This window comes from Legionella quinlivanii, assembly GCF_003265995.1.
Classification (GTDB): domain Bacteria; phylum Pseudomonadota; class Gammaproteobacteria; order Legionellales; family Legionellaceae; genus Legionella_C; species Legionella_C quinlivanii_A.
This window is the reverse complement of the sequence record NZ_MVJN01000008.1, coordinates 167,445-192,192: the sequence shown is the minus strand read 5'-3', so window position 1 is coordinate 192,192 and position 24,748 is coordinate 167,445. Positions and strand designations below refer to the sequence as shown.

Here is a 24,748-nt window from a genome sequence, read left to right as displayed (position 1 = left end):
AAATTAAATGCATGCTGTCTAAATAATAATATTTCCTTAAGTGAAATTCTATAATTTGAGTAGAACCAGATTTTTTGGAGTAGCTAATGTCTTTAGCTGAGGATATTAAAAAATACATCGATAGCAAAGATGATGTTGTAGCGTATAACAAAATTAAGAAAGAATTTTTTTCCGATGTTCTTGAGCAACTTGAGAACGGCAAGTTATCCGCAGAATATCTGAGTAGAAAAATTTCTGAATTGTCTAAAGAGGAACGAGATGCGTTGTTTTACAAACGTTCGCGTGGAAAGGCATCCATTTCCAGTAGAGCCGCTCAGTTAATCTCGGATATTTATGTATATTATCTGGGTATTCCAATTCGCGACCTCTCCCTCGCCGTGCTTGTCGCAGAAGGCCTTAGCGATACTAATTTTAACAGGATTTGCCAGCACCCTTATGACGCATGGTTAAAATCACCATCTCGACTTTCCCGCCAGGTCTGGTTGCAGCGCCAGCTTTTAAGCGATTTGAAGCTTACAATTCCTGAGGTTGTCAATACAGAGATACTGGAAACTGGATTAAAAAATGGCCTGGATGATGGCACTGTCCGCTTAGACGATAGTTTCCTGACTGTGATAAAGCGTGCCCCCCGATTTCTGACTGTTTTAATCAATAAGCTATATAAACAGTATCAAGGCGAAGAAAGAGAACAGGAGTTCACTGAATCTTTAAAAAGCGAAATACTCCCGTTGCTTGATGAGCAAGACGAAGAGCATGCAGAGCGTAATCAGCAATTACTTATTTCATTGGTCCAGACCGATGTCCCTATCCTGACTGCTCTGACTAAAGCACGGCCAAGGTTCTTCCTCTCACTAAATCAGTCTGCGCAAAAAGATGTACTCAATGCGCTAAGTTTTGAAGAAACCACCGCCTTAGAAGCCAGTTTAACTGATTATTTGAACAAGGTTGATCCGGTAATGGCTGAGCACGGGCTGGGAGAAATTTCCAACTTTTTGGCTGGAGAAAAAGGCTCGCATGAACAAAGCGGCTCGGACTCTGTTTTAATCAGTTTGCGCGATCATATTAAAATCCGTCAGGGAGAGAAAGCGGCTTCATTTGTCCACACCGCTCAGGCAAGAAAGGCCTTGTTAGCCATTCGAACCTATTTGCAACTAAACCCGGACGATTATAAAAGCCATGTTTTTTCCGAATTGGCATCCCGAATCAGGAATGAAAAGGACATCAGTGTGGAAATGCTTCAGGACATCCTGGCATCAGCCGATTTACCCAGGTTATTTGCCAAATGGTCAGGTCCCACCCGCTCCCGGGCTGCGGGCTTAATGACGCAATTATTTAACATCGCCAGTTTTGGAGAGAACCTGACACCTGCTGAGCAACAACGAATGGTAACCGATGGTGAGCTGCCGTTAGTGTTAGATAAAGAGGACAAACTGGACAGAGTAATCAACAATCATATTGAACAATCTTTGATGGACCCGCTAAGAGCCCGCGGCTCTTTGCTAGGCCGCACTGTTGAAAGTGAATTGAGTGTTTACAAAACAATGGCTAATCTCGGTCAATATAACCTTGGAAAAAACAGCCAGCGTGCAGAAGCGATTTATCAGCAGTTTTTAATCAATAAAGGAATAGCAATTGCTGAGAGACAAGACCAGCCGGTTTTTGATACGCAAGGGCACGTGCTGCTGGAAGTACGCCTAACTCAGGAAGATATGGATGAGATAATCGGCCAAATCACTGAAGGCAATGATACCCAGGGCAGCCTCGAAAAACTTGCTGCAGCGATGGGGGTTGAACGCATTACGGAAACTACCTTTTGCAATCTCGATGTCAGTTTTCATCCACGTCTGCGCAGACAGTTTCTAGCCTATGTTGAAGCATCCGCAGGTCAAGCCGTGAATCCCTCCGTGATTATCCATGAATCCTATAAGCCCTTACCTGAGGAAAAAAGCATCACTTCACATCTTGAAGAGTTATTTGACAAGGGAGAGCAGGGAAGCATTATTCCGCTTCAGGAAGAAATGACCATGCATGCTTCTCTTGCGTTAAGGGCAATTGAGCGCCTGCTTATTCAGAAAGGTTTACTAAACGCCAATGAGTCCATATTCTCAACTGAAGAAAAGCAGCAACTGTTTGAACAAATTAATAAGAAAGTAATGCTTCGCTATCATGCAGCTCTAAGGGATAGTATTGCCAGAAAGGGTTCATTGGTGGTGACTGAGTTAAATAAAGAGCTGGATGGCACAAGAAAGAAATTGTCCTCTGAGGTGCGAGAGTTATTGCGTAACGCAATGCGGGAGAAGTTAAGTCAAGCGGATAATCTTGACGACTATCAGGCGGCAATTAAAGAGTTAAAGAAAGACCATTTTACCAGTACCACAGGTTCGGCTTTGGATTATTTACATACAGATGCCAGCAATCAACTGGTGATGCGAGTTAGCGCAACGGAAGAGACAGCGCACAATAAACAGAAAGGGGCTAACCGCCAGGCATTCCGAGCGATTGCACGTAACCGCTATAATCCACAGGAAGAAACTGTTGCAGCTTTCAAACATCAGGCAGTAGACGCACGTGTGCCCTCGATAGCAGTGCTGGGTGCGACCGATGCAATTCGAGATGTGGCTGATAAACTGGCCGTTGATGTGACTCGATTACACAATAAAAACCCAGGTTACCGCTCACCGGTTGTTTATAATCTGCTGACTTCTTTGTATACGCGCATTGGTGATAATGGGCCGGGAGCCAATCAGCAGCGGGAAAGTGCCAGATTAATTCTGCAGGGAGCGCATTTATATAATAAAGAACAATTGAGCGCATCCAGACTCGATTCTCTCGTCTATGTGCAGAATATTCCGGTTAATCAGCATACTCTCAAACTGGATCCTTCGGCGTTTGATGATGTGACCAGAGAAGCTACCTTAATGACTCAAATGGCAATGATCTCAAGTTTAATGCATTATCGTGCCCATTTGCCGCCCTCATTGAGTGAGAGTCTGGCCAAGGCTCATGAACGCTTACAAAGCAATTACTTCAATTATCTAAATACAGACATGGCGGAGTGTCCGTTTTATAAGGATTCCTCGTCTGGAAAAGAGAGTCTCGGTTATTTTGAAATGATGCGAGGTGAATGGAAAAACGCAGTCATCCAGCCCTGCGATAATGATCTTCATGTGCTGGTAGCTCAGGTACTGCTTAAAGCGCTGGCTAATGGCGATTATCGTAATGAGCAGTTCGGTATGCTGATGCAATCGCTGTCTATCTTTATCGAGCCGACCTCAATGGCGGGCTGTAAAAGTGCGAATGAGCGATACCAGGCGGTTGCCGGGCGGGTGGCATTATTATGGAGTATGGCGGAGCCTGTTGAGCATTCCAGTAAACCAAAGGAAGAATTGCTTGCCAGTCTAAAAGCTTATGTTAATGAAGCGGTCCCGATGAAAGAAGTGCAGAAACAGCTGGATATTGCCTACAATTGCTCCATACCGTATGGCGGCGCCTGTTATCATAGCCATGCGGATCAGGGAGGCCCTTCCAAATTGGAAAAAACAGATCATCAGGGTGGAAAACTAGGCTTTTTTGATTTCAATACCAATATTGCCGAAAGCGGTTATGTCGATCGCCTCGTGCAAAAAAATGCCTCGTCAATGCAAGCCCACAAAGTGGCCAAAGTCATGGTGGAAGAGTTTAGCAATGATTTTGCCACTTACACTGCAGCCAGAGATCAGGAGCTTCATTTACTATAATAAGCGACTCAACAGCGTAGGTCGGGCGCTTCGCTCATAGCCGTGAGGCTAAGAAGTATTGTTATCCCCTCTCCACCGCGCGCAGCGTGGGGGAGAGGGTAGGGTGAGGGGGGTTAAAAAATTTATCACGTTAGTGATTCCATTTTATTGTGGCAATAAACCATAACCACAGAAATATGATTAATGAATCGCTACGCGACCTTGTTTATAGCCCCCTCTCCCTAACCCTCTCCCCCGCTGCGCGCGGTGGAGAGGGGATCAGATATTCTAAGCCTGACGGCTAATGGGCGAAGCGCCCGACATTTCCTTGATTCGGGCAAAGACTCATCTGCGTGAGGAATGTTCGAAACGCTGCTTTATCGGTTAAAGCGTTTATCTTTGGGTAACTTATCAGGCTTTGTTCCCTGTAAATTGGAAGGCGGTTCTTTATTGACCGCTTTGTCTTTCCTCTCTACCGCCTGCGGCTGTGGGCTGGATGTGTGACGAGTCATAAAAACCTCCCTAAAAATATTGCACCGTTGTTGTAGTGACATCCACTGGCTCCTCGTCCACAAATGCGGAGGTATAGCAAGGCGGCGTGGCAAGGACCTGACGGTATTCAATGACTTCTCGATTCGTGTTACAGCAGGCTGCCAGAAGAAGAATTGTAGGAAGCAGGGCTATCCATCGCATGATTGACCTCTTGTCTTTGTTATTGATTTAATTGTAGTTTACTTGTTTAATCTTTGCCAATTAATGACAAATTACACACATAAGCTTATCCACACAAAACTATGGAAAGGATTTGTTTTGTACTAATATAATAATATTTATACAAAAAATGTAACAAATTATGCCTATTGATGATTTTCCTTTTTCTGACGCTCCCAATGCCGCGCTTATCCGGCTAACCGATAAATTTGGCTACAAGAGTGAGGAAGAGTTTGAAAAAGAAGACATCAGCTTTGATGAAAAAATAAGAAGACTAAGGGCGGCATTAGTATACGAAGAAATGAGTCATTTGAAACAGCAAATAGAGGCTCAGGGCATTGAAGTATGTGCAGTTAATGAAGACACTTATATTGAGCATAATAAAACGTATTATTATCCTTATCAGGTCTTCCTGACCGATACAGGCCACTATTACTCCAGCAAGGAAGAGCTATTTTTTATTCCGGGTTATTTCAGAAAAGATTCAAGACAGGGTGAGGAAAAGACGCCTATAAAACAAGCCGAGAAGCTGGGTGCAAGGATTCAGCCGCTTTCATCGTCAGATGAGCAGGGGATTTATTTCGAGGGAGGGGATTTTCTTAAAGCGCCCGATCGTGCTTTGTATTTTTTAGGCTATGGCCAAAGGACTGAAAAGAAAGCATATGCCGTAATCAGCCAAATAATAGATGAACAGGTCATTCCCATCCAATTATTACGCAAAGAATTTTTTCATTTGGACTGCTGCCTGACCCCTTTACCCAATGATGTGCTTTTACTTTACGAAGGTGAATATATCAGAGATAAACAGGCGCGTTTACTGAAAAATAAACAGGGTTTGCCATTATTGATAAAACACACACAAACTATCAGTGATTACCATCGTGCTTATCTGCGCAAGCTCTACGATCCTGAGAAAATTATTCTGTTAAGCACTCCTGAGGCAATTGCCTATGGAGCGAATGGACTTATTCTTAAAAGTAATGCTGATTCTCGTTATAAAATGTTCGTGAATGGCAGCTCTGGTGCAACAGAAAGAGAGAGTGAGTTTGCTGTTTACGATCACTTTTTTTCCCTCAGTGAAAAGACCAGAGATGCTATTTTAAGTTTGACTGAAAACAGAATGGACATTATTGAAGTCCCGTACAGCAGTTTGCATTATGCCTTTGGATCGGTGCATTGCACGATTGAAGAATTCTATCAGACTAAATCCTGAAACGAGGGCTTCGTCTTCATCAGGAATGATAGTCTTTAGGTGTTTTGCCATTCAAAAAATAAAGAAATGCCAATAGTTGAGCGACAGCGACATAAAGCTTCGGCGGTATTTCACTATCCAGTTGCACCTGTGCAAGTAAGGCAGTCAATTCCTTATTTTCCTGGAGAGGAATGCCATGCTGTTTTGCCACCTGAATAATTCGCTCGGCAATTTCTCCTTCGCCCTTGGCGGTTACACGTGGTGCTTTTTTCCCGTCATAATGCAGAGCAACTGCCTGCCGATTTTTTTTAATCATACTTTAATATCCAATAATTTGAGATTGGCCGTATCCAGCTGATTTTCTTCAAGTCCTTGGCGCAAATGCCAACTGCGTAAGTTTAATCCGGCTTCTTTCAATAATTCACTAAAGTCCGCTGCATTTTCCTGCAGTATTTCCAGTGTAGAGGCGACTTCGCTGTTTAACTGGACATCCAGAGCATCTCCCTGCAAAGTTAATTTAGCTTGTATGGCACCTAAATGTTCCAAATTGACTGCAAAGCGAATAGACCAGTTACTTTCCTGGGCATTCCGTTCAGGTTCTTCTTTAATTAAAAGCGGGATAATATCGGCTTGTTCACTAGTATTAACGGGCAAATCAATCATTACACTGTAAGGGATGTTGTTGGTATGGAGTAAGTGAGTGAGTTGGCCCGCCGTAATTCGTGCCAGTACATGTTCCAGGTGGTCACGCACCAGCGGCAGCAATTCATCAATGGCTAAATCGGCAATCGGAGCAGGTCTGGCATAGGGCTGCGGCAAAACACCAGGCAGAGGCAGATTTTCTTTTTGAACCGAGTGATCGCTGGCTATTGTGATAACGCTGCTGTTATCAGGATAATTTTTCTGAATGGCCGCCAGCAATTGCAGGCATTGGCCTTTAAAATCATTCCCCAGGTTAGATTGCTTATTAAAATTAAGCAGGGAAGCTTCCAGAAAATAACCGCTTTGTACCAAAGCCTGCTGAAATTTCTGCGGCAGATCGTTTAAGGGAATGATACTTTGCAGCAATTGCTGTGCTTGCGTTCTAAGTGGTTCAGGAAGATTTTCCTGATTCTGCATAACGCTAAGCAGGGGCATTAACTGGGTGGCAGGCAGTTGCCGCGGTAAGTAATGTAATAAGGCCTGATTTAAGGTGTTTAAGGGAACAGGGTCTTTAATGACTTGTAAAACGGTAGATTCACCTGTTTTAGCGACTTTGATCTCCAGTAATTCGCCCGGTGTGAAATGGTGAGAGGTTTTGGCATTGATGTTCTGACCATTGATATTAATGCTGACTTCATTCGCATTTTGAAAATTAACGACTGCTCTTAAAAGCTGCCCGATATAAAGCTCCTGACTTCTGCCAGGTCGAGGTTCGCTGGAAACAGGATTTAAACGCAGGTTTTGGGCAATAACCAATTCCGTGGCCATCTTGTTCTTCCTTAGGGCCGCAGGCACTCACTCCAAGGATTACTGCCATTGAGTTAAGGAATTTTGTCCTTCCCGCGAAGGCGGGAATCCATTCCTAAACTGGCATTGTAGCTAGCCCAGAGATGGAATCCCCGCCTTCGCGGGGAAGACATTAAATATACAACTAAGCTTAACTTAATGGCAGTGACCCCCAAGGATAAGCCTTGCACATTTACTGCAATTCTTATAAGAGTATACACTTTTTATAACGCAAGATCTGGCTATTACCGCTTTTTTCACGTAGCTTATACGCAGATTTTCATTGAGCATACTTGATGGTTCATGAAAGGATTGGAACTAATTGACAGGGTGTGATGATGCTGGATAGAGCAAGTGTAGTGGATGAGCAGTTCCTTAAAAAAATAAAGGCTGCTGATTTCCCGGCTGCGTTAAGTAATACGCAACCTGGGCAGGCTGGACTCGATAAAAAACTGGCCATGGAGTTATTTGATTCGCAGATTAAATCGCGCCTGCTTGATTTAATCGCCCGCCAACTGAAAGAAAAAGGTTTATCTTTTTATACGATTGGCAGTAGCGGCCATGAAGGTAATGCCGTTTTCGGACAAGTCTTTCGCCCTGCTGATATGGCATTTCTTCATTACAGAAGCGGAGGATTTTATCTTCAGCGGGCTAAACAGGTCGCAGGCTGTGACGGGGTTCGCGATATCCTGCTCTCTCTGGTGGCGGCTGCAGAAGAGCCGATTGCCGGAGGCCGGCATAAGGTGTTTGGCAGCGTGCCTTTATCTATTCCCCCGCAAACCTCAACAATCGCCTCACATTTGCCCAAAGCGCTGGGCGCGGCAATTTCCATTGCCCGTGCCAGAGAACTGAGTATTGAATCGAAACTCCCAGCTGACTCCATTGTCCTTTGCTCATTTGGAGACGCATCTACCAATCACGCGTCTTCACAAACCACCTTAAACGCCTGCTCCTGGATTGCCAGTCAGGGTTATCCGCTGCCCCTGGTTTTCATTTGTGAAGATAATGGGATTGGGATTTCCGTGCCTACGCCCAATCATTGGATTGAATCTTCTATAAAAACCCGGCCGGCCATCCATTACCTGAGTTGTGATGGGCTGAACATAGCGGATACCTTCCTGAAAGCGCAGGAAGCTCAACAAATAGCAAGGCAGAAAAAGCAGCCAGTTTTCCTGCATATGAAATGCGTACGCCTCTTAGGCCATGCGGGTTCCGATATTGAGTCGCAATATCACAGTCAGGCTGAGATTGAACGGATAGAAGCCAATGATCCCTTGCTTCATACTGCAAGAATATTACATGAACAGGACTGGATGAGCCTGGAATCAATGGCTGAGTTATACCTTGATAACAAGTCGCTGATTGAAGCGAAGGCAATGGAAGCTGTTCGTTTGCCGCGCATGAGCAGCGCCGCGGAAGTCATGTCCTCGATTATCCCTAAGCCCACATCAGCTACTCCTTATCCCGTGCCAGACGAAGCTGCCCGGATCAAAGCTTTTGGCAGTGCTTATAACCAGCTGAGTCTAAAACGAAATCTTTGCCAGAATATCAATTTCGCTTTAACTGATCTTATGGCTCAATACCCTAATATGCTGGTTTTTGGCGAGGACGTGGGTAAAAAGGGCGGTGTATACCGGGTGACTGCTGATTTGCAGGCAAGATTTGGTCAGCGTCGTGTGTTTGACTCCATTCTGGATGAGACGACAATTCTTGGAACAGCGATTGGTTTATCACATAATGGCTTTATTCCGGTTCCGGAAATCCAGTTTTTAGCCTATTTACATAACGCGGAAGATCAGTTGCGCGGAGAGGCATCGACCTTGTCGTTCTTTTCCAATGGTCAATATTGTAACCCGATGGTCATACGCATTGCCGGTTTAGCCTATCAGAAAGGCTTTGGCGGTCATTTTCATAATGACAATTCGATTGCTGTACTTCGGGATTTACCCGGTGTGATTGTGGCCTGCCCTTCAAATGGCCCTGATGCTGCTAAAATGCTGAGGACCTGCATAAAGCTGGCCCATGAAGAAGGCCGTGTTGTGGTCTTCCTTGAGCCTATCGCTCTGTACATGACTAAAGATCTGCATGAAAACGGTGACAATGGCTGGCTGTTTGAGTATCCGCCTGCTCATGAAACCATTGAGGCGGGAGAGGTTGGCGTATTCGGTGAGGGGGATACGGTGATTCTTAGCTATGCCAATGGCTACTACTTATCACGGCAGGCCGCCAAAATTTTACGCGATCAATACCAAATCAAAGTGAAGATCGTTGATTTACGCTGGTTAAGCCCTCTGCCCGCACAAGCCATTTTACGCGAAGTAGCAAAGGCAAAGCGTGTTCTGATTGTCGATGAGGGACGGCGCAGTGCCTCCATTAGCGAAGGATTAACCACCTTGCTTGCGGAAGAAGCCTCATCTCGTTTGAAAATAAAACGCATTACGGGTGAAGATTGCTTCATCCCATTAGGAACTGCATGGCAATACCTATTGCCCAGCAAAGAATCCATTGTTGAAGCGGTTCTTGATTTGAATTCAGTGAAAAGGGAGAAAGAAAGTGGACGACTTGCTGTTTCTTGAAGAACAATTACAAGATGATGAACGAATGATTCGGGACAGTGTCGCCCGTTTTGTAAACCATGATGTAATACCCTTGATGGCGGAGGCCTTTGAGCACGGTGAATTTCCGCGTCAACTCATTAAGCAATCAGCGGAATTGGGCTTACTCGGTTTAACCTTGCCTGCAGAATACGGCGGGGCAGAGGCATCCTATGTCTCCTATGGTTTGGTATGTCAGGAGCTCGAAAAAGGGGATAGCGGTTTACGAAGCTTTGTTTCTGTCCAAAGCTCTTTATGTATGTATCCTATTTTTCGCTATGGCTCAGAAGAACAAAGGCTGCGTTATTTACCCGGCATGGCCAGAGGAGATATCATTGGCTGTTTTGGGCTGACTGAGCCAGACTCAGGCTCCGACCCGGCCAGTATGCGTACCTATGCTAAAAAAGTAGAGGGCGGCTGGCGTTTAAATGGTTCTAAAATGTGGATTACCAATGCGCCTATTGCCGACATCGCTATTGTCTGGGCTAAAACCGAAGAAGGGATCCGCGGCTTTATTGTTGACGCAAAATCCAAGGGATTTTCAGCACCGGAAGTAAAACATAAAATGTCGTTGCGCGCTTCTCTGACAGGCGAGCTGGTATTTGAAGACGTCTTTGTGCCGGATGAAAATTATCTGCCGGGCAGCACTAAAGGTCTGGGCGCTCCACTAAGCTGTTTAAGCCAGGCGCGGTACGGCATCGCATGGGGAGCAATGGGTGCTGCTATGGCCTGCTTCGATGCGACCCGGGATTATCTGCTTGAACGTAAACAATTTGCCAAACCATTGGCTTCATTTCAATTGGTTCAGAAAGACCTGGCGGATATGTATACCGAGATTATTAAAGCCCAATGTCTTAATTTGCAAATTGGCCGCTTAAAAGATCAGCATCGCGAAACACCGGTGATGATTTCTCTCGCCAAAGGCAATGCCTGCCGGGAAGCGATAAAAATCGCCCGCTCCTGCCGTAATCTCTTGGGAGCCAATGGTATCAGTCTTGAATATCCAGTGATTCGTCATATGCTCAATCTGGAGTCCGTCTTTACCTACGAAGGAACAGATAACGTGCATACTCTGGTTTTAGGACGCCATATTACGGGTATTAATGCCTTTGGCTGATATCGCTGCCTGCCGCGGCTTTGTCCGCGGCATCTGTAATAGAGTTTCCTGCTTTAATAAAAATTTTCAGAGTAAATTGTATTCCTGTAGACCAAATCAGGTCTTATATTGTATAATTAAATAAATAATTGTACAGGCGAAGACTCATGGGCATTCTAAAAACGCGTCCTATTCTTACTCGTGAATATACCAGCAAGTCAAAAGACGATAAGGATGATGACAAGTCTCTTGCAAAGAAAAAGGCAAAAGACATAAAACTGGGTGAAAAGCCTGATACTTGCCTGAATCCTCTGCAACTTTTAACTCCTGAGTCCGTGAAAGAATCCCTGAAAATCGGTACTAATGAACTCATGCAACAGTCCTGTGTGGGCGATGGAATGGTCAACATGCTAGGCAACGGGGTTCCCGGTTATTACACCACCGGTGTCGATGCCGGTATTGATGAAACCGCAGAGCAGTTTGATGAGACCAATAATTTGAATAACAGCATGTAATCATATGGCCAAATAATGGACTATCCTTTAGCTAGGGATAATAAAAGGTTCAATAATGATTAATAAATTAACAAGATTCTTATTAATCAGTGCATTTTTTCAAACAAGCGTTTTAGCGCATCCTCTGGAAGCTACGGCAAAACCGCCGTTTAGCCCCTATGCCGATATGACTATCAATACCTATTGGGATCCGTCCTATCAGTCGATAGAACCAATGGACTTAAGCAAGATTGCAAAGGAGCAGGATTTAAAAGCATTTCGTTTAGCATTCATCACCGATTCAGGACACTGCCAGCCTGCCTGGGGCGGCCATGCCGCCTATCTTGTTTCCGATAAGTGGGGCCAGCATTTAACTGACAAATTGATGAAGAATAATGTGGAGGTGACCGTTTCATTTGGCGGGGCCTCCGGCACTGATTTATCCATGAATTGTAATGTTGAGCAGTTGAAATTAATTTTAAGCAAAGTCAGGGAGATCTATAATGCAAAAGCTCTGGATTTTGATGTGGAAAACAATACAGCGGATGTGCCCACCCTGATTCAGGCTTTACAGATTTTTCAGCAGCAAAATCCAGAAGTCACCATTAGTTTTACCCTGCCCATCTTGCCAGAAGGGCTAACCAGTCAGGGAAAAGAACTGATTGAAATGGCCAAAGCGACGGAGCTGGTGTTTAACGTCAATATCATGGCAATGGATTATGGCCCAGCCTACACAGGCGATATGGGCGATTACGCAATCGAATCCGCAAACTCTCTCCGAGATGAATTGCGAATTCTCTATCCCAAAAAAACAGAGTCCGAACTCTGGTCCATGATTGAAATAACCCCGATGATTGGCGTGAACGACATCAATTCAGAGCAATTCACCCTCGAAAATGCAAGAAAACTCCGTGAATTTGCAATAAGCAAAAACATCGGAGCTTTATCCATGTGGTCCATCGCCAGAGACCGCCCCTGCCCGGATAAATGGGCAAGCCCCATCTGCAGCGGCAACAACCTGCAAAAACAAGCCTACGAATTTACCCAGCAACTCCAAAAGTGATCTTGTCATTTCCAAGAGATCAGAGTATTATTCGCTATCTCGGGGCGTAGCGCAGCCTGGTAGCGTACTAGCATGGGGTGCTAGTGGTCGAAGGTTCAAATCCTTCCGTCCCGACCAATAAATACCCTTTAAAATCAGTACCTTGCATCTTCTTAGTTAAACCTCTTAAAAATAAAAAATTCTGCTAGGTGTACTTCTGGGTGTACTTTTGTTTTTTAGAAATTATTAAATCAAAATAAATCATCATTAAATATTGATAGTTAAATGACCTATAATTCATAAGGGATAGACTTTTAAACAACAAATAATTGGGATAGCAAACTTAATACAATGTCTCGTGCTTACTATGCTTCTGACATCGAACAATTTATCAAAGACTCCCCAAGTTACATTCTTGGCGAGTTATCTACCTTCCATTCCTTTTCTCTTGATGAATTACAGCGCAACGCTTGGCTAAAACAGATCGAGATCTGTAAAACCATTGGATCAGCCTTAGCGAGTTCCTATATTGCATTTGAATTCTCTATTCCAAGAATGGGGAAAAGAGTGGATGTTATCCTTCTTCACAAAGGAATCATCTTTGTTTTAGAGTTTAAAGTAGGGGATAAACAATACACAAATAGCGCGTTAACCCAGGCGCTAGATTACGCTTTAGATTTGAAAAATTTTCACGAACAAAGCCATTCTCGTTATATAGTGCCAATTTTAGTAGCTACTGATGCACCGAATTTCTATAACAATATAGATAGATATAATGACAAAGTATATTCACCGCTTAGGGCAAATAAGGAAAATCTTCTTGCAATCATAAATGAAGTTACGAGGTCGATATCAGCTGCTAATCTCATTTCAGAAACATGGATGGACTCAATATATAAACCAACACCAACAATTATTGAAGCTGCACAAGCACTCTATAAAGGGCATAGTGTTACAGAAATTTCCCGTTCAGATTCTGGAGCAATTAATCTTAGTCTCACTTCTAAAGCAATTTCAGAGATAATTGATAGTTCCAAGTTAAACAATCGTAAATCAATTTGTTTTATTACAGGGGTTCCTGGTGCTGGAAAGACTCTTGCTGGCCTTAATATTGCAAACGAACGACATGATATAGATGCCGGTGAACATGCAGTGTTTTTATCTGGTAATGGTCCGTTGGTTGCTGTGCTTCAAGAGGCACTTGCACGCGATGAAGTGGCAGACGGAAAAAGAACTAAAAGTAAAATATCCAAAAAGGAAGCACAATCTAAAACTAAGGCATTTATACAGAATATTCATCATTTTAGAGATGATGCCCTTCAGCATTTCCTTCCTCCTGTTGAGCGAGTTGCTGTATTTGATGAGGCTCAACGGGCCTGGACCTTAGAGCAAACAACTTTTTTCATGAAAAGAAAAAAAGGTATCTCAGATTTTGATATGTCAGAACCTGAGTTCTTAATTAGTGTTATGGATCGCCACCAGGATTGGTCCATTATTATATGCTTAATTGGCGGTGGCCAAGAAATCAATACTGGTGAAGCAGGACTTTCTGAGTGGTTTCATGCCATAAAAAAAGATTATCCTCATTGGGATGTGTATGTTTCCAACAAACTTACAGATACTGAGTATACTAATGGACAAAATATTTACTCAGATTTTCGAGAAGGTCAAATCAATATAAGGGATGAACTTCATCTTGCGGTTTCAATGAGGTCTTTTCGGTCAGAGAAGCTCTCAATGTTCGTGAAGGCAATTTTAGATTGCCAATTAGAAGATGCCAAACGAATTCTGGATAACTTAAATCCACTCTATCCAATTGTTTTAACACGAGATCTCAATACAGCAAAACATTGGCTTAAAAGTAAGGCAAGGGGCTCCGAAAGCATGGGTATCATTGCCTCGTCAGGAGCATATAGATTAAAACCTTATGGAATTCATATTAAGTCTGAGATAGATCCAATTCAATGGTTTTTAAATCCTCATGATGATGTACGTTCATCTAATTTTTTGGAGGACGTCGCTACGGAATTCGATATCCAAGGCCTAGAGCTCGATTGGACCTGTGTTGCTTGGGATGCAAATTTAAGAAAAACAGCTACTGGTTGGAGTTACAAAAAATTTAGCGGGACAAAATGGTCAAACATCAATGATGAAACACGCAAAAGGTACTTATTAAATACCTACAGGGTATTGCTTACCAGGGCCCGACAGGGAATGGTAATTTTTGTTCCAGAGGGCGATCAGAGTGATGAAACAAGATTGCCGGAATTTTATGATTCTGTATATGACTATCTGAGTCAAGTTGGCATCCCAACAATATAATTCTTAAGTAAGGTAAATTGACTATTCCGACCTACGCTTGCTTAATTATCGGTAAGGATTATTTTTGGCTGCTCTTCCCTTGCCTCTAAGCACAGCAGTATCATAGATTTCAGCTTTTTCTTCATTTGAGATGGCAAGAGAATCAATAAAATTCACAGGAGTTCCTTTTTTTAAATATTCTGTGACAGCTTGTTCAATCAAATACTGTTTTGAGATTGTTTGGTTATTGGATTGGTTTATCAAATTTATTATTTCCTTGTTGGCTTCTGTGGCTTGCTGATTTAAGCTTTTCTTATAATACTTGTATGTAAATAGCCATGAAAAAAATATGCCAATGAAACCAACTATATTATTGAGAAAGAAATTTGATATATTCATCCACATTACTATTCCCTCCTTTTCAGTAAATAGTTGCAATAAGCGGCCGCTCCATTTAGATCAGGGAAAAGGGTTGATTCATTGATATTCATTAAATCGAGATGTTCCAGAATTTTATTCCTTTCTGTTTCACGAATTAAAATTTTTAAATGCAAAATTTCGTCGCCTATATTTTCAGCAAATTTATTTCTAAATGTTATTAAGTATTTATCAATAGAGGAATAATTATCCTCATTGTTAGTTTCCTGAATAAAAGTAAAAATACCTTGCTGACTAACTAATCTTTGATTTTCATGTGTTAATGGGTCGACTCTTCTTATTTCATTCAGCTGATCTGAGTTACCTCGATTATATCTGGTCAGAATATTTTCAATTTTATCAAAATCTAATACATGAACTGACCGATAAGTGCTTTTCGCAAATGAATTTCCTTTGTGAAAAGAAAAAAAAGCCGCTACATACGGTGAAGATACCCAATCTAATAGTGGAGTTGCTAAGCCGTAATGCTGACCAAGAGCCCACCAGTTATCATCGAAATCAATTGGATCAGTGTACGAGATAGTATGTCGTCCACGTGTATTTTTTTTGAAATTTTCTAGATGAAAATTGCTATGCCTAATGGATTCATCCCTATTTCCAGTGATAATTCTATAAAAAGTAGGTGTTAATGACCAGTCTGGGTTTCGCTGACCTCTATATATACAATTCTGTAGTTTGTCTTTGTTTTTAATGATAAATTTTAGAAATGCACTCCAGGTTCTAAATTTAATTTGCGGAGTATTATGGCTTGCATCAATCCTTGAGTCTTGAATATCCATAGAATGCCTTTAAACTTGAAAAATTAATTTGTTTTATTTCGATAATAGATCAGTAATTGAAGTTTTGCTTATAAACTTGTAGGTATGGTTGATTTTGCAGCTAGGAGTATTTTTAATTGCCTGACTTTATTTCAAATGAAGCAAGGTGCCAATATTAATGGAGAATAACTCGTCGTTTGTGTAGCGTCTCCAATTTTTAAAATGTAATTCCATTACTTTTGTTCGATCATCAAATTTATAATCACAATATTCATCCAAGATAAGTTTTAGTAATATTCAAACGCGAATGCCCAAGTTTTCGGCTAATAATTGCCGTGCTTGCCGATCAAGAAAAAAACAGAGGACTATAATTAAATAAATGTAAACATTGGATTTCATAATGATGGCTAATCAAAATCAACTAGTACCCTTACAAAAAATTGCCTATTTTCAAGAATTTCTGAAGGACTTTAATTTTTTTGTTAAAAGATCAAATGATCATTGGGTTCAGGATTTGCAAGATTATAACGAATACTTAGAGGTTGACGATCCTGCATTATCTCCTCATATCGACTCGTTTGAATCAAGAGTTGATTTATATACGGAGTTTAAAAATAACTTTCCACAACTACAGAGACAAGCTTATATACAGTTAATTTTTGCAAAATTTGAGGACTTCATGAATCAGTTGTGCGTATGTTTTGAATCAGAGCTTGAATCTCAAATTTCATATAATGATATGTATGGTTCAGGTATTAAGCGTGCAAGAACTTATTTAAAGAAGGTAATACAACTTGATTTTCCAGATGACATAGATGAATGGAATAAAATAAATAATATAAATAAAATACGTGATAAAATTTCACACGCTGGTGGTTATATAGATAAACATAATGATATTTTGAATATCATTTCTACAAGCCAAACTTTAAATCTGGAAAAGTATTCCCGAGATGAAATTATATTTAGCGAAGGTTATTTAACAGAAGTCGTCTCACAATTTCAAAGCTTTATAAAACATTTACAGGAACAAGTAGTTTTGTTTTATAGTAACAATACAATTAAATAATAAGCTCTTGTTTTTTAATCAGCTAATGGGGTCGCGTCTTGCCTTTATCTTTAACAATTCAATGAAATTAAATTTTATTAGAAAAACAAAAGCCGTAGGTACATGACGGAAAAGCAAGGAGCGACCCTATTGGCGCGTAAGCTGCACCAAGTCTACGCTTGCCTCTCAGCCTTAAATTAACCTACCATGGCATCATATTTGTAATTCTCTTTCGAAATTATCTGGATCTATATGAAAACTGTTTGCGTTTATTTGGGCGCTCAATTTGGTAATGATAATGAATATAGTGATGCAGCAATTTTATTAGGTAAAAAAATTGCTGCAGATGGTTTTACTCTAGTTTATGGTGGTTCAAGTCTAGGGATGATGGGGCTTCTTGCCAATACTGTAAAAGAATATGGCGGAAGGGTAGTAGGGATAATTACTAATCATCTTATCGCACAAGAAAAGCCTTTAAAAATAATAGACGAATTACATATTGTTGATTCCATGCAACAACGTAAGGCCATGATGCAAAAAATATCTGATATGTTTGTTGTGATGCCAGGTGGCCTTGGAACGCTAGAAGAAGCAATTGAGACATGGAACGCTATAAAAATTGGAGAATTAATAAAACCCATAGGTTTTTTAAATATTAAGGGGTATTTTGATGGGTTATTCTCATTTGTAAACTCATGTGAGCACGCTGGGTTTCTATCCAGTAATGTAACTAATATTCCTATTTCAAGAGCTAATATTCAATTATTATGGAATGAAATGCTTGATCACTATAAAGCAGCTAACTCTGCTTCTGTTAGCGAGGTGTAACATAATTAGTCCAGTTAACCTAAATAAGTTCTGGTGATATTTATACGTGAATGGCCAAGTTCACGACTGATCATTGCTCTAACCTGTTTATCGATTTTTTTCTCTATTTGACTTAGCTCTTGAGCTGTTTTTCCCCCAGCAATTGGACATCTCAAACCTATATTTAAAGGATCTAACTGTTTCGTTAATTCGATATATCTACGTTGAGCATAAGCATGACGGATACCATGTAATTTACAGACACCCATTAACTTAGCCTGCTGTTGATAATGACTTAAATGTTGCTTATAGGTTCTTTCCGCAGGGATTAGGGACTCACCTCGTCTAATCTGTTGCGAGACTTTTAATAGCCATTTCATTTGCTCTTCATTAGTAATTTTAAGCAATCGTCCAATACCACCCTTTGTCCAACTGGGTTTGATATGCAAACAATCACCATGCCATGCTTCACTGACTACAAATTTCATGGATTCTTCCCTTCGTAGGCCAAAAAGCATTTGTGCTTCAAGTGAAAGGCGTATGTGCGGATCGGTACATAAATTTAAATCGATATGGTGGATGGCTTTATTTTGAGTAGGAATATAAGTGCGCTTATCAATTTGATAGGAGTCATTACCAGTTTTAACCAGTTTAGGCTTATCCAGAAAATAAGCGAGTTTACGCAGTTTGGACATATAATTCTTGATAGTTGCGGGACTCTTACCCTGTTTTTTCCAATGTTCAACAAGCACATAAATATGTTTGGGCTTTAAGCCATTTAAATGGCCAACTTTAAAACCCAACTCATGCAGGTCTTTCATGCAGCGGTTAATCATATGTTTCATATCTGCCTTGCTGGCATAGGAATAACCCTGCATCTGTCTGATTAATTGGTGTACTGAGTAAAGTGCGCTACGTAGTTTATTGCTCATTGAGATAACTCCAAAGTGTGGTACGGGATTTCAGACCCATTTCATCCATGATGAGTAAGGTCAAACGGTAATGGGATATTTGAGATGATAATTTTGAACTTAATTGCTGGGCATAAAGATAACGCCAGCATTTCTTTCCAGGGAGCCTTAAGGACTTCATGACCTTTTGCCAGCTAAAACAGATAGCTCTATAACCATGAGTGGCGATAAGACAGCCGTTCCCTTGGGTTAATATATTAAAATCCTGTATAAGCTTTATTTGAGCTTCAGAGCGAATAGGAATCTTCCTATCCTTGCTATTAAAAGTGATTTCTCGTGTCAGTAGTAATTCATGCTCTTGAATATGTACCCCGGGCAAAATTCGCATGGCTTCGCTCATGGTCAAACCAAAATGAATTTGAAAACGCAAAAGGATTTTGGCAACAGGGTCATTGAGCTTCTCTACTATATCAGCAGGGGATTTCCGAGTTTTCTTCTTAATTTTCTTAGTTTGCAAACCTAGACTGAGATTATCTATATTCTCTGCCTTATGGCCTACATGGCAGAGGAATTTGCGAATGATGGTCATGTAATTCATAAGAGTCGAAGGCTTAACCTTTTTCTTATGCCAATGTTGAATCAGTTGCTGCAAATGGAGAGAAGTCAAACCAGGCCAATTGGATGGTGCAAGTCCAAGAACAAAGAGATCCTCAATCATCCTGAGAATAACAAAGCGACGATATTTTTTGCCACGAGGGCTACCGCTATTATCATGATCCAGATACTGGCTCGCTATTTGTCTTAAAGAGTGTTTGCGCATAGTTTTATTCAATCAATTTATTTGCCCTGTCTTTGGTTTAGTGTTAATCGAGCGATTCACTCAAAGAGGATATCCAGCTTGCGCTGCAAGGCTCGAAATGGTGGGGCAAATCAAAGGTTAATGATTATTTGGTACAACGGTTTTTTAGTGGTTTATCTCCTTATTGTTTAAATACAAAAACGCACGGCAATCCAACAGCAGCTGCCGCTGATCCATGGTTAATAAAAAAGTGATTATTAACTTATCTACCCGATGGTAGCCTATCCTAGAACTACAGATTCCCGACTAGACGTCCAGCCACAGGTTAGGGAATGAGAGTGGCTTAGCATAAGACCCGAAGGTTTCGCCTGAGTTGCACAGGCTCATCAGTTATGCTTATGAAAAATTTAGCAAAGGCGAGATCTTGGAGCAATAGGTTTTGGAGGAATATTTTGTTCAATCCTGTGGTGTGGGATTGAATTTTATTTGTTAATTGTTTGATTTTAAATTTGAATTTTTAGTAAGTTTGTTTGCGTCACTGCAGGATAATTCTGCAGTGACGCAGAGAGTTTCTTTTTTAAACTATAATTTGTAATAACAATGAAATGGAATTTGAGTAAATGTTTAAATGTAGCCTGGATCCGGTAAATTTACTCAAAAAAATAATAGAAATATCTCGCTTCAAATCGTTATTTATACTTGGTGCAGGGGTTTCGTATTCCTATATAAAATCTCGATATGATTTAATGAATGATGCTAAAGAGGAGTTAGTGAAAATTTATTCTTATCCATTAGTAAATGATGAGTATGATAATACGGAAGAGGAGAAAATTAGGTTACAAATAATAGGTAGCAAATTCATTAAGAACAATCCTGAAGATGGTAAATTGATTATTGATAACAACAATATGCAGGATTATTTAGAAAGAATGATTCACGCCAACCCTCAGTTTATTGAATATATATGTGCTAAAAATTATACATTAGATGAATACCCAGAATTTTGTCCTGAATATCAAATATTTAATTATGTTAATTCAGCTTCCATAATCATTAATTTAAATCATGATAATTTAGCCGAATTTTTCGTTAAAAAATTAAACGTAATAACTTTGCATGGAACTATTACACCTAAACAAAAAAAAATTATTATGAAGTATCTCTCATTTTCATTAGACTTAGATTTGAGGAGGTATTTTTTCAAGGATTTATACTTTGCAACAAGAGAAAGTGAGAGTTTATTAATAAAGCGAGATAGCTATAGACTTTTTTCTGATATTCTTAAGGTCAATAAATTTAAAAACATTGTTATAGTTGGCTATTCTTTTTTTAAGAAAAATTTCGATGAAATTTATGATGTAGTTACTTATGATTTGATATGTGATTATCTTCAAAAAAATAAAGCACAAGTTATTATAATTGATCCATTTCCAAATGATGTGGCCAATATACTCCGTAGAGGACTTTCTTCATTAGATATTAAATGTTATCCAGTCTATTGGAATAGTTTTGTTTGGGCTTACTATAAGACAATAGAGTTTAAGCGCACTACTTCACAGTCGCTGAGTTTAATAGACCTAAACAGGTTTATTGTTTTCTATGATTATTATGTTCAGAACAATTGTATGGATGCTAAGAATAATCATTTTTTAGAACAATTAAGAAAAAAGTCTTTTGATTGGTGAGTAGTTTATTTTGCATGTAGGTTGCATATGAAAGAGACAATATGAGATTAGACATTATTTCGCCAACTTTTTTGACCCAACCAACTAGCAGGATACGGCCAATAAGCTCCTGACCCTTTAACTTTAGTTAACTGAGTTTTTAATTCATCCATGATCTGCACAAAAAGTCTCTCATCAGGATCAATCTGCTGAAATTGTTTCCAGGCTTCATTTTTATAGCTAGGGAGGGGGTAGACTTGCCAGAATTGTTCGAATTTTTGGTATAGATCTTTTAGGTTACTGCTGGTCTGAGCTTTGACGTCTAGTTTTGAGTAGGCTGATTTTCCAGGTTTGATTGATTTTAGATTTTCTGATGGTAATGATTGATTCTGTTCTGCTTGGGGTGATGGACCTTTTTCAGGATGTGATTCATTTTCAAAGCCTATAGGTTCATATGGGTTAGCCAGAAGACATTTAACAATGAGGTTTTTGGTTGTAGAGCGAATTTCTATGATGCCTTGTCGTGCCAGGGATTTTATTACACGTTTCATTTGTTGGTGGCTGGGGCAGCCTGTTTTTACGCCTTTGATGGGCGCGACATAAAGTGTTTCTCTCAGTGACTGGTAACTGATTTTGCGTTTAATGCCGACTATGAACGTTTTTCTGTCCATGTAGGGGCGGATGCCCATGAGATAGACCACTCTTTGCATGAGAGGGATTTCGCTTAGTGCGTCCAGTTCGTAGGTGGTGACGAATAAGAAATCCATTTTTACTCCTATTTTAACCCTGTATTTTGATTTCAATTGATATCAAATACTATCAATCGATGACATTTAGATAACCAAGATGCATTAAACTTGATTCATTCTAGGAAATTGGTTGAGAGTGTCAATAGGGGAAATGGGTTTGATAGCAAATGATATTAAATGAACCTTATATTTTTTTTTTGAGAAGTTTTTGCATTGGTAATTGGTTATTTTTGTTCAAAATTGTTTAAAAATTTTTTCCTCGCGCGCGTAAACACATAAAAAACAGATTTTGGAGTTATGAGGTGGGTCGGCCTAGAGAACTTTGCATTGTCTGGTTTTTAGATTCGACAGGTTTTTTCTCCTTGCTACTATTGGATCTTGCTATGTCGGGTTTGTGTCGGGATGATGTGTCGGGTTAAGGTCGGCCTTGTTTTGGACGGATTTAGGCTCATTGATTTGGGGAGTTAAAAAAATTGTGGTGAAAGTTTAGTTTAATGGTCATCTATTGATGATGTTTATTTAAATCGGAGTATTTGTCAAAGGTTTTTTCTACCTGTTATTGATTGAATATATATGAAGTTATTTTCAAACTGTGACAAATTGTCACGGTTTAATTTAATCAAAATCAGACAAAGTCTTACCAAATTTAAATAAATGGTAAGACTTTGTCTGATTTTGAGATGGAAGATAAATTTTAAATAAATTTAGATTGGGGGGAGCAGTTATACGCAATGAATTAATTGAATCGGCTTGGGCTTTTTGCATTCGGTATTCACAAATATTTGGCTTCTTTTGAAGTTTGAATGGAAATTCTTTTGTTCAACTTAGGTTTTGGTCTGTGTTTGTTCGATAATGTAAATCCGTAACACTTGCTCAGTATTTTCATTCATACTGGTTTTTTCATCCCCACATTTTTCCCATTCGCTGACATCGGTGTGCGGTTCATGAACCACGGTTTCACCAAACTCACGTAGAGGCATGGAAAAATAAGTACGAATGAATTTAACTTGATTACCAGTTAATCTTTCTGCTTGGGTAGCCAATTTTTTGATTATTTCATCAGCCACGTAGCGGACATCAATTTGGGGATGCCATTCGTTATTGATATTAATCATTTCTACATTTTCTAATTCAATAGGAAAACCAAGTCCTTCGTAGAGGAGTATGGGTTCAACTTTAGTATTCATGGTATTTCCTTCTTTTTTAGAGGATATTCCTTTCTTATTTTATACTACTCGGTTTTGTTAACCATTTTCTCAATTCGTTTTATGTGTTCTAAGGTTTCATCAAAATCGGGGGTTTTACCAAAGAACATATCAACCATCTTGCTATGATCTGCTTTTAATTGCTCTATAAATAGTTTATTAGGATATAGACGCAATGAACCAATGACTCCTTTATCATAATTCGCCCATTTTGCAGGGAAATAAATTGATATATTCTTTCTAACGTCTTCTAGCAATGCAATATCTTCTAATGCTTCTTGGGTTAGATTTTTGTGATCTAACATAACAATATCGTAATAATGTCGAAAGAGTCGATAAGGAAGTAATTTATCTGGAGAACGGTGGTATTCCGCGTGTAGTAACGTGATCTTTTCCCAGTAAGTTCGTTTAGCTAATAAAGTACGGACAGTAACTTCTGGCGCTTTGCCTCTAAGTTCGGGTAGTAGCTGATGACAATAAGAAGTAACACTTTTATTTTCACACGGACTTATACCCCCTTGGGCACCAAACTCCAGCTTTATGGCTGATTGAATATATTCATTATCTTTTTTAGGAACGCTATTGGGGTAATGAAATATCAGACTTTGCTCATCATGTTCATCTGGCTCCAATCGCCACTCAGAATCATCAACATATTCGGAAAGACTCTTGCTAAATTCAGTTTGTAATATGGGCTTAATCTCCCCGCTAATTTTGTTTTTGACTGTCTTGCTCAACTCTTCAAGCCGCTTATCTCTCTGTTTTCGTGAATTACAACTTGCAGGATCATTTTCATCGTCTATGCCCATATATTCTTTGCTGAACGTTAAATCAATATCTTCTGAAAAGCGGTCAATGATGTTGTAACATTTTGAAAGTGAAGTCCCTCCTTTAAAAATCACATGAGGAGATAGGTCTTTATTAGAGAAAATATGATCTAGAGTCCAGCATACCCAAAAATCCTTCTCAATTATAATTGGGTTCTTAATTGTTGTGGAACGAGCAGTGGCTTCTTCAAAAGCTTGTTGGCGCTCTTTAGGGCTAAATTCCAATAGATCTTGCATTATCATTTTCCTATGATTTTTAAAACAACGTAAATCATCCAGTCTGGTAGCTGATTTAATATTTTTTTTAGTTGGGCTTTATCTCTTTGCGACAATATTTGTTTACTTTTCTGCACCATGTCTTCAGTAATATGATTCTTTCCAATATGGTTTAATGCATTAAGTACCTTAATCACATTGGGATTTAAAGGTATATTATTCATAAATTTTGAATGACTAAATTTTATTGGATAGTTCGCTATGGTTTTTTGTCGGGAGATACCAGAAACAATATAAGACGGGGTAGCTGATACTTGATCATCAAAGCCAAGCTGATTAGCTAATTGAGCACCACCGGGTTGAATAGTATCACCTTTTTTTGATGCAATCGCTCTTGCTATTGCATCTGGGTTTGCTGATAAAGTTCCGAGTTTTGAATGTTTGACAGGAAAATCATATATCCCATGCCCAATTTTCCTGATAACACCTTTTTCAACCAGCCTGTGTAAAGTCACACCTACTGTATTGCGAGGCGCTATATCAAGAAAATCTTTAGGCGTGAAAACCCAACCGCGTTGTTTCGCTCTGATTCGCCTTAAAATGCTGTCGCTCGTCGATTTCATGATTAGCCTATGTAATATATTTTATATAAAAAACATTACATCAAATTATTTAATTTATTTTATATCCAT

At 39.9% G+C, this 24,748-nt stretch carries 22 protein-coding genes and 1 tRNA gene; 11 read left to right on the top strand and 12 right to left on the bottom strand.

Annotation, left to right across the window (positions count from 1 at the left end; genetic code table 11):
* Positions 1-86 precede the first annotated feature (86 nt).
* Entirely contained in the window at positions 87-3,737 is a 3,651-nt protein-coding gene (locus B1207_RS11780; RefSeq protein WP_112220152.1) for a hypothetical protein, read from the top strand.
* Positions 3,738-4,093: 356 nt separating this feature from the next.
* Here B1207_RS11780 and B1207_RS16155 read toward each other — a convergent pair whose 3' ends face one another.
* Positions 4,094-4,228, bottom strand: a complete 135-nt coding sequence (locus B1207_RS16155) for a hypothetical protein (RefSeq protein WP_301182693.1) — start codon at positions 4,226-4,228, stop codon at positions 4,094-4,096.
* A gap of 10 nt (positions 4,229-4,238) precedes the next feature.
* Complete coding sequence (locus tag B1207_RS15985; RefSeq protein WP_165483079.1) at positions 4,239-4,409, bottom strand: hypothetical protein; 171 nt, start codon at positions 4,407-4,409, stop codon at positions 4,239-4,241.
* A 160-nt stretch (positions 4,410-4,569) separates the two neighbouring features.
* On the opposite strand from B1207_RS15985, the gene B1207_RS11775 reads away from it, so the two are divergent.
* Positions 4,570-5,640, top strand: coding sequence for an arginine deiminase family protein (locus B1207_RS11775; RefSeq protein ID WP_112220151.1), 1,071 nt, complete (start codon positions 4,570-4,572; stop codon positions 5,638-5,640).
* A gap of 19 nt (positions 5,641-5,659) precedes the next feature.
* Here the strand turns inward: B1207_RS11775 and B1207_RS11770 are convergent, their stop codons facing one another.
* Both B1207_RS11770 and B1207_RS11765 read right to left on the bottom strand, forming a co-directional pair.
* Positions 5,660-5,935 carry an EscU/YscU/HrcU family type III secretion system export apparatus switch protein gene (locus B1207_RS11770; RefSeq protein ID WP_058506258.1) on the bottom strand — a complete coding sequence of 92 codons (276 nt, stop codon included), beginning with the start codon at positions 5,933-5,935 and terminating at the stop codon, positions 5,660-5,662.
* A complete protein-coding gene (locus tag B1207_RS11765; RefSeq protein ID WP_112220150.1) occupies positions 5,932-7,089 on the bottom strand; it encodes a flagellar hook-length control protein FliK in 1,158 nt (385 codons plus the stop codon). Before B1207_RS11765 ends, B1207_RS11770 begins: the two co-directional genes overlap by 4 nt.
* A 356-nt stretch (positions 7,090-7,445) precedes the next feature.
* On the opposite strand from B1207_RS11765, the gene B1207_RS11760 reads away from it, so the two are divergent.
* The 6 genes from B1207_RS11760 to B1207_RS11735 all read left to right on the top strand — a co-directional run bounded on the left by B1207_RS11760 (position 7,446) and on the right by B1207_RS11735 (position 14,655).
* On the top strand, positions 7,446-9,683 hold the full coding sequence (locus tag B1207_RS11760; RefSeq protein WP_112220193.1) for a thiamine pyrophosphate-dependent enzyme: 2,238 nt from the start codon (positions 7,446-7,448) through the stop codon (positions 9,681-9,683).
* The gene (locus B1207_RS11755; protein WP_112220149.1) at positions 9,661-10,818 is read left to right on the top strand and encodes an acyl-CoA dehydrogenase family protein; all 1,158 of its coding nucleotides are present in this window, start codon (positions 9,661-9,663) and stop codon (positions 10,816-10,818) included. Before B1207_RS11760 ends, B1207_RS11755 begins: the two co-directional genes overlap by 23 nt.
* Positions 10,819-10,964: 146 nt before the next feature.
* On the top strand, positions 10,965-11,312 hold the full coding sequence (locus tag B1207_RS11750; RefSeq protein WP_112220148.1) for a hypothetical protein: 348 nt from the start codon (positions 10,965-10,967) through the stop codon (positions 11,310-11,312).
* Between the two features lie 55 nt (positions 11,313-11,367).
* Positions 11,368-12,354 (top strand): chitinase, encoded by a 987-nt coding sequence (locus tag B1207_RS11745; protein ID WP_112220147.1) that lies wholly within the window; start codon positions 11,368-11,370, stop codon positions 12,352-12,354.
* Between the two features lie 40 nt (positions 12,355-12,394).
* Positions 12,395-12,471, top strand: a tRNA-Pro gene (locus tag B1207_RS11740).
* A gap of 213 nt (positions 12,472-12,684) precedes the next feature.
* A complete protein-coding gene (locus tag B1207_RS11735) occupies positions 12,685-14,655 on the top strand; it encodes a DUF2075 domain-containing protein (protein ID WP_112220146.1) in 1,971 nt (656 codons plus the stop codon).
* 45 nt (positions 14,656-14,700) lie between these two features.
* On the opposite strand, the gene B1207_RS11730 is transcribed toward B1207_RS11735, so the two are convergent.
* Positions 14,701-15,039, bottom strand: a complete 339-nt coding sequence (locus B1207_RS11730) for a hypothetical protein (RefSeq protein ID WP_112220145.1) — start codon at positions 15,037-15,039, stop codon at positions 14,701-14,703.
* Positions 15,040-15,041: 2 nt separating this feature from the next.
* Complete coding sequence (locus tag B1207_RS11725) at positions 15,042-15,851, bottom strand: FRG domain-containing protein (protein ID WP_112220144.1); 810 nt, start codon at positions 15,849-15,851, stop codon at positions 15,042-15,044.
* 379 nt (positions 15,852-16,230) lie between these two features.
* Here B1207_RS11725 and B1207_RS11720 point away from each other — a divergent pair, with 379 nt between their 5' ends.
* Together B1207_RS11720 and B1207_RS11715 are read left to right on the top strand one after the other, a co-directional pair.
* Positions 16,231-16,899, top strand: a complete 669-nt coding sequence (locus B1207_RS11720; RefSeq protein WP_112220143.1) for a hypothetical protein — start codon at positions 16,231-16,233, stop codon at positions 16,897-16,899.
* 231 nt (positions 16,900-17,130) lie between these two features.
* Positions 17,131-17,706, top strand: a complete 576-nt coding sequence (locus B1207_RS11715; protein ID WP_112220142.1) for a TIGR00730 family Rossman fold protein — start codon at positions 17,131-17,133, stop codon at positions 17,704-17,706.
* Between the two features lie 14 nt (positions 17,707-17,720).
* Here B1207_RS11715 and B1207_RS11710 read toward each other — a convergent pair whose 3' ends face one another.
* Both B1207_RS11710 and B1207_RS11705 read right to left on the bottom strand, forming a co-directional pair.
* The gene (locus tag B1207_RS11710; RefSeq protein ID WP_058517942.1) at positions 17,721-18,617 is read right to left on the bottom strand and encodes a phage integrase N-terminal domain-containing protein; all 897 of its coding nucleotides are present in this window, start codon (positions 18,615-18,617) and stop codon (positions 17,721-17,723) included.
* Complete coding sequence (locus tag B1207_RS11705) at positions 18,607-19,416, bottom strand: phage integrase N-terminal domain-containing protein (protein ID WP_112220141.1); 810 nt, start codon at positions 19,414-19,416, stop codon at positions 18,607-18,609. Before B1207_RS11705 ends, B1207_RS11710 begins: the two co-directional genes overlap by 11 nt.
* 599 nt (positions 19,417-20,015) lie before the next feature.
* Between B1207_RS11705 and B1207_RS11700 the strand changes: the two genes are divergently transcribed.
* Positions 20,016-21,080 (top strand): hypothetical protein, encoded by a 1,065-nt coding sequence (locus tag B1207_RS11700; protein ID WP_112220140.1) that lies wholly within the window; start codon positions 20,016-20,018, stop codon positions 21,078-21,080.
* Between the two features lie 47 nt (positions 21,081-21,127).
* Here B1207_RS11700 and B1207_RS11695 read toward each other — a convergent pair whose 3' ends face one another.
* From B1207_RS11695 to B1207_RS11680, 4 genes are all read right to left on the bottom strand, one after another.
* Entirely contained in the window at positions 21,128-21,826 is a 699-nt protein-coding gene (locus B1207_RS11695) for a Vir protein (RefSeq protein ID WP_112220139.1), read from the bottom strand.
* An 806-nt stretch (positions 21,827-22,632) separates the two neighbouring features.
* Positions 22,633-22,995, bottom strand: a complete 363-nt coding sequence (locus B1207_RS11690) for a hypothetical protein (RefSeq protein ID WP_253255855.1) — start codon at positions 22,993-22,995, stop codon at positions 22,633-22,635.
* A 44-nt stretch (positions 22,996-23,039) separates the two neighbouring features.
* Positions 23,040-24,077 carry a nucleotidyl transferase AbiEii/AbiGii toxin family protein gene (locus B1207_RS11685; protein ID WP_112220138.1) on the bottom strand — a complete coding sequence of 346 codons (1,038 nt, stop codon included), beginning with the start codon at positions 24,075-24,077 and terminating at the stop codon, positions 23,040-23,042.
* A 2-nt stretch (positions 24,078-24,079) separates the two neighbouring features.
* On the bottom strand, positions 24,080-24,679 hold the full coding sequence (locus B1207_RS11680; protein WP_112220137.1) for a DUF6088 family protein: 600 nt from the start codon (positions 24,677-24,679) through the stop codon (positions 24,080-24,082).
* Positions 24,680-24,748: the final 69 nt, after the last annotated feature.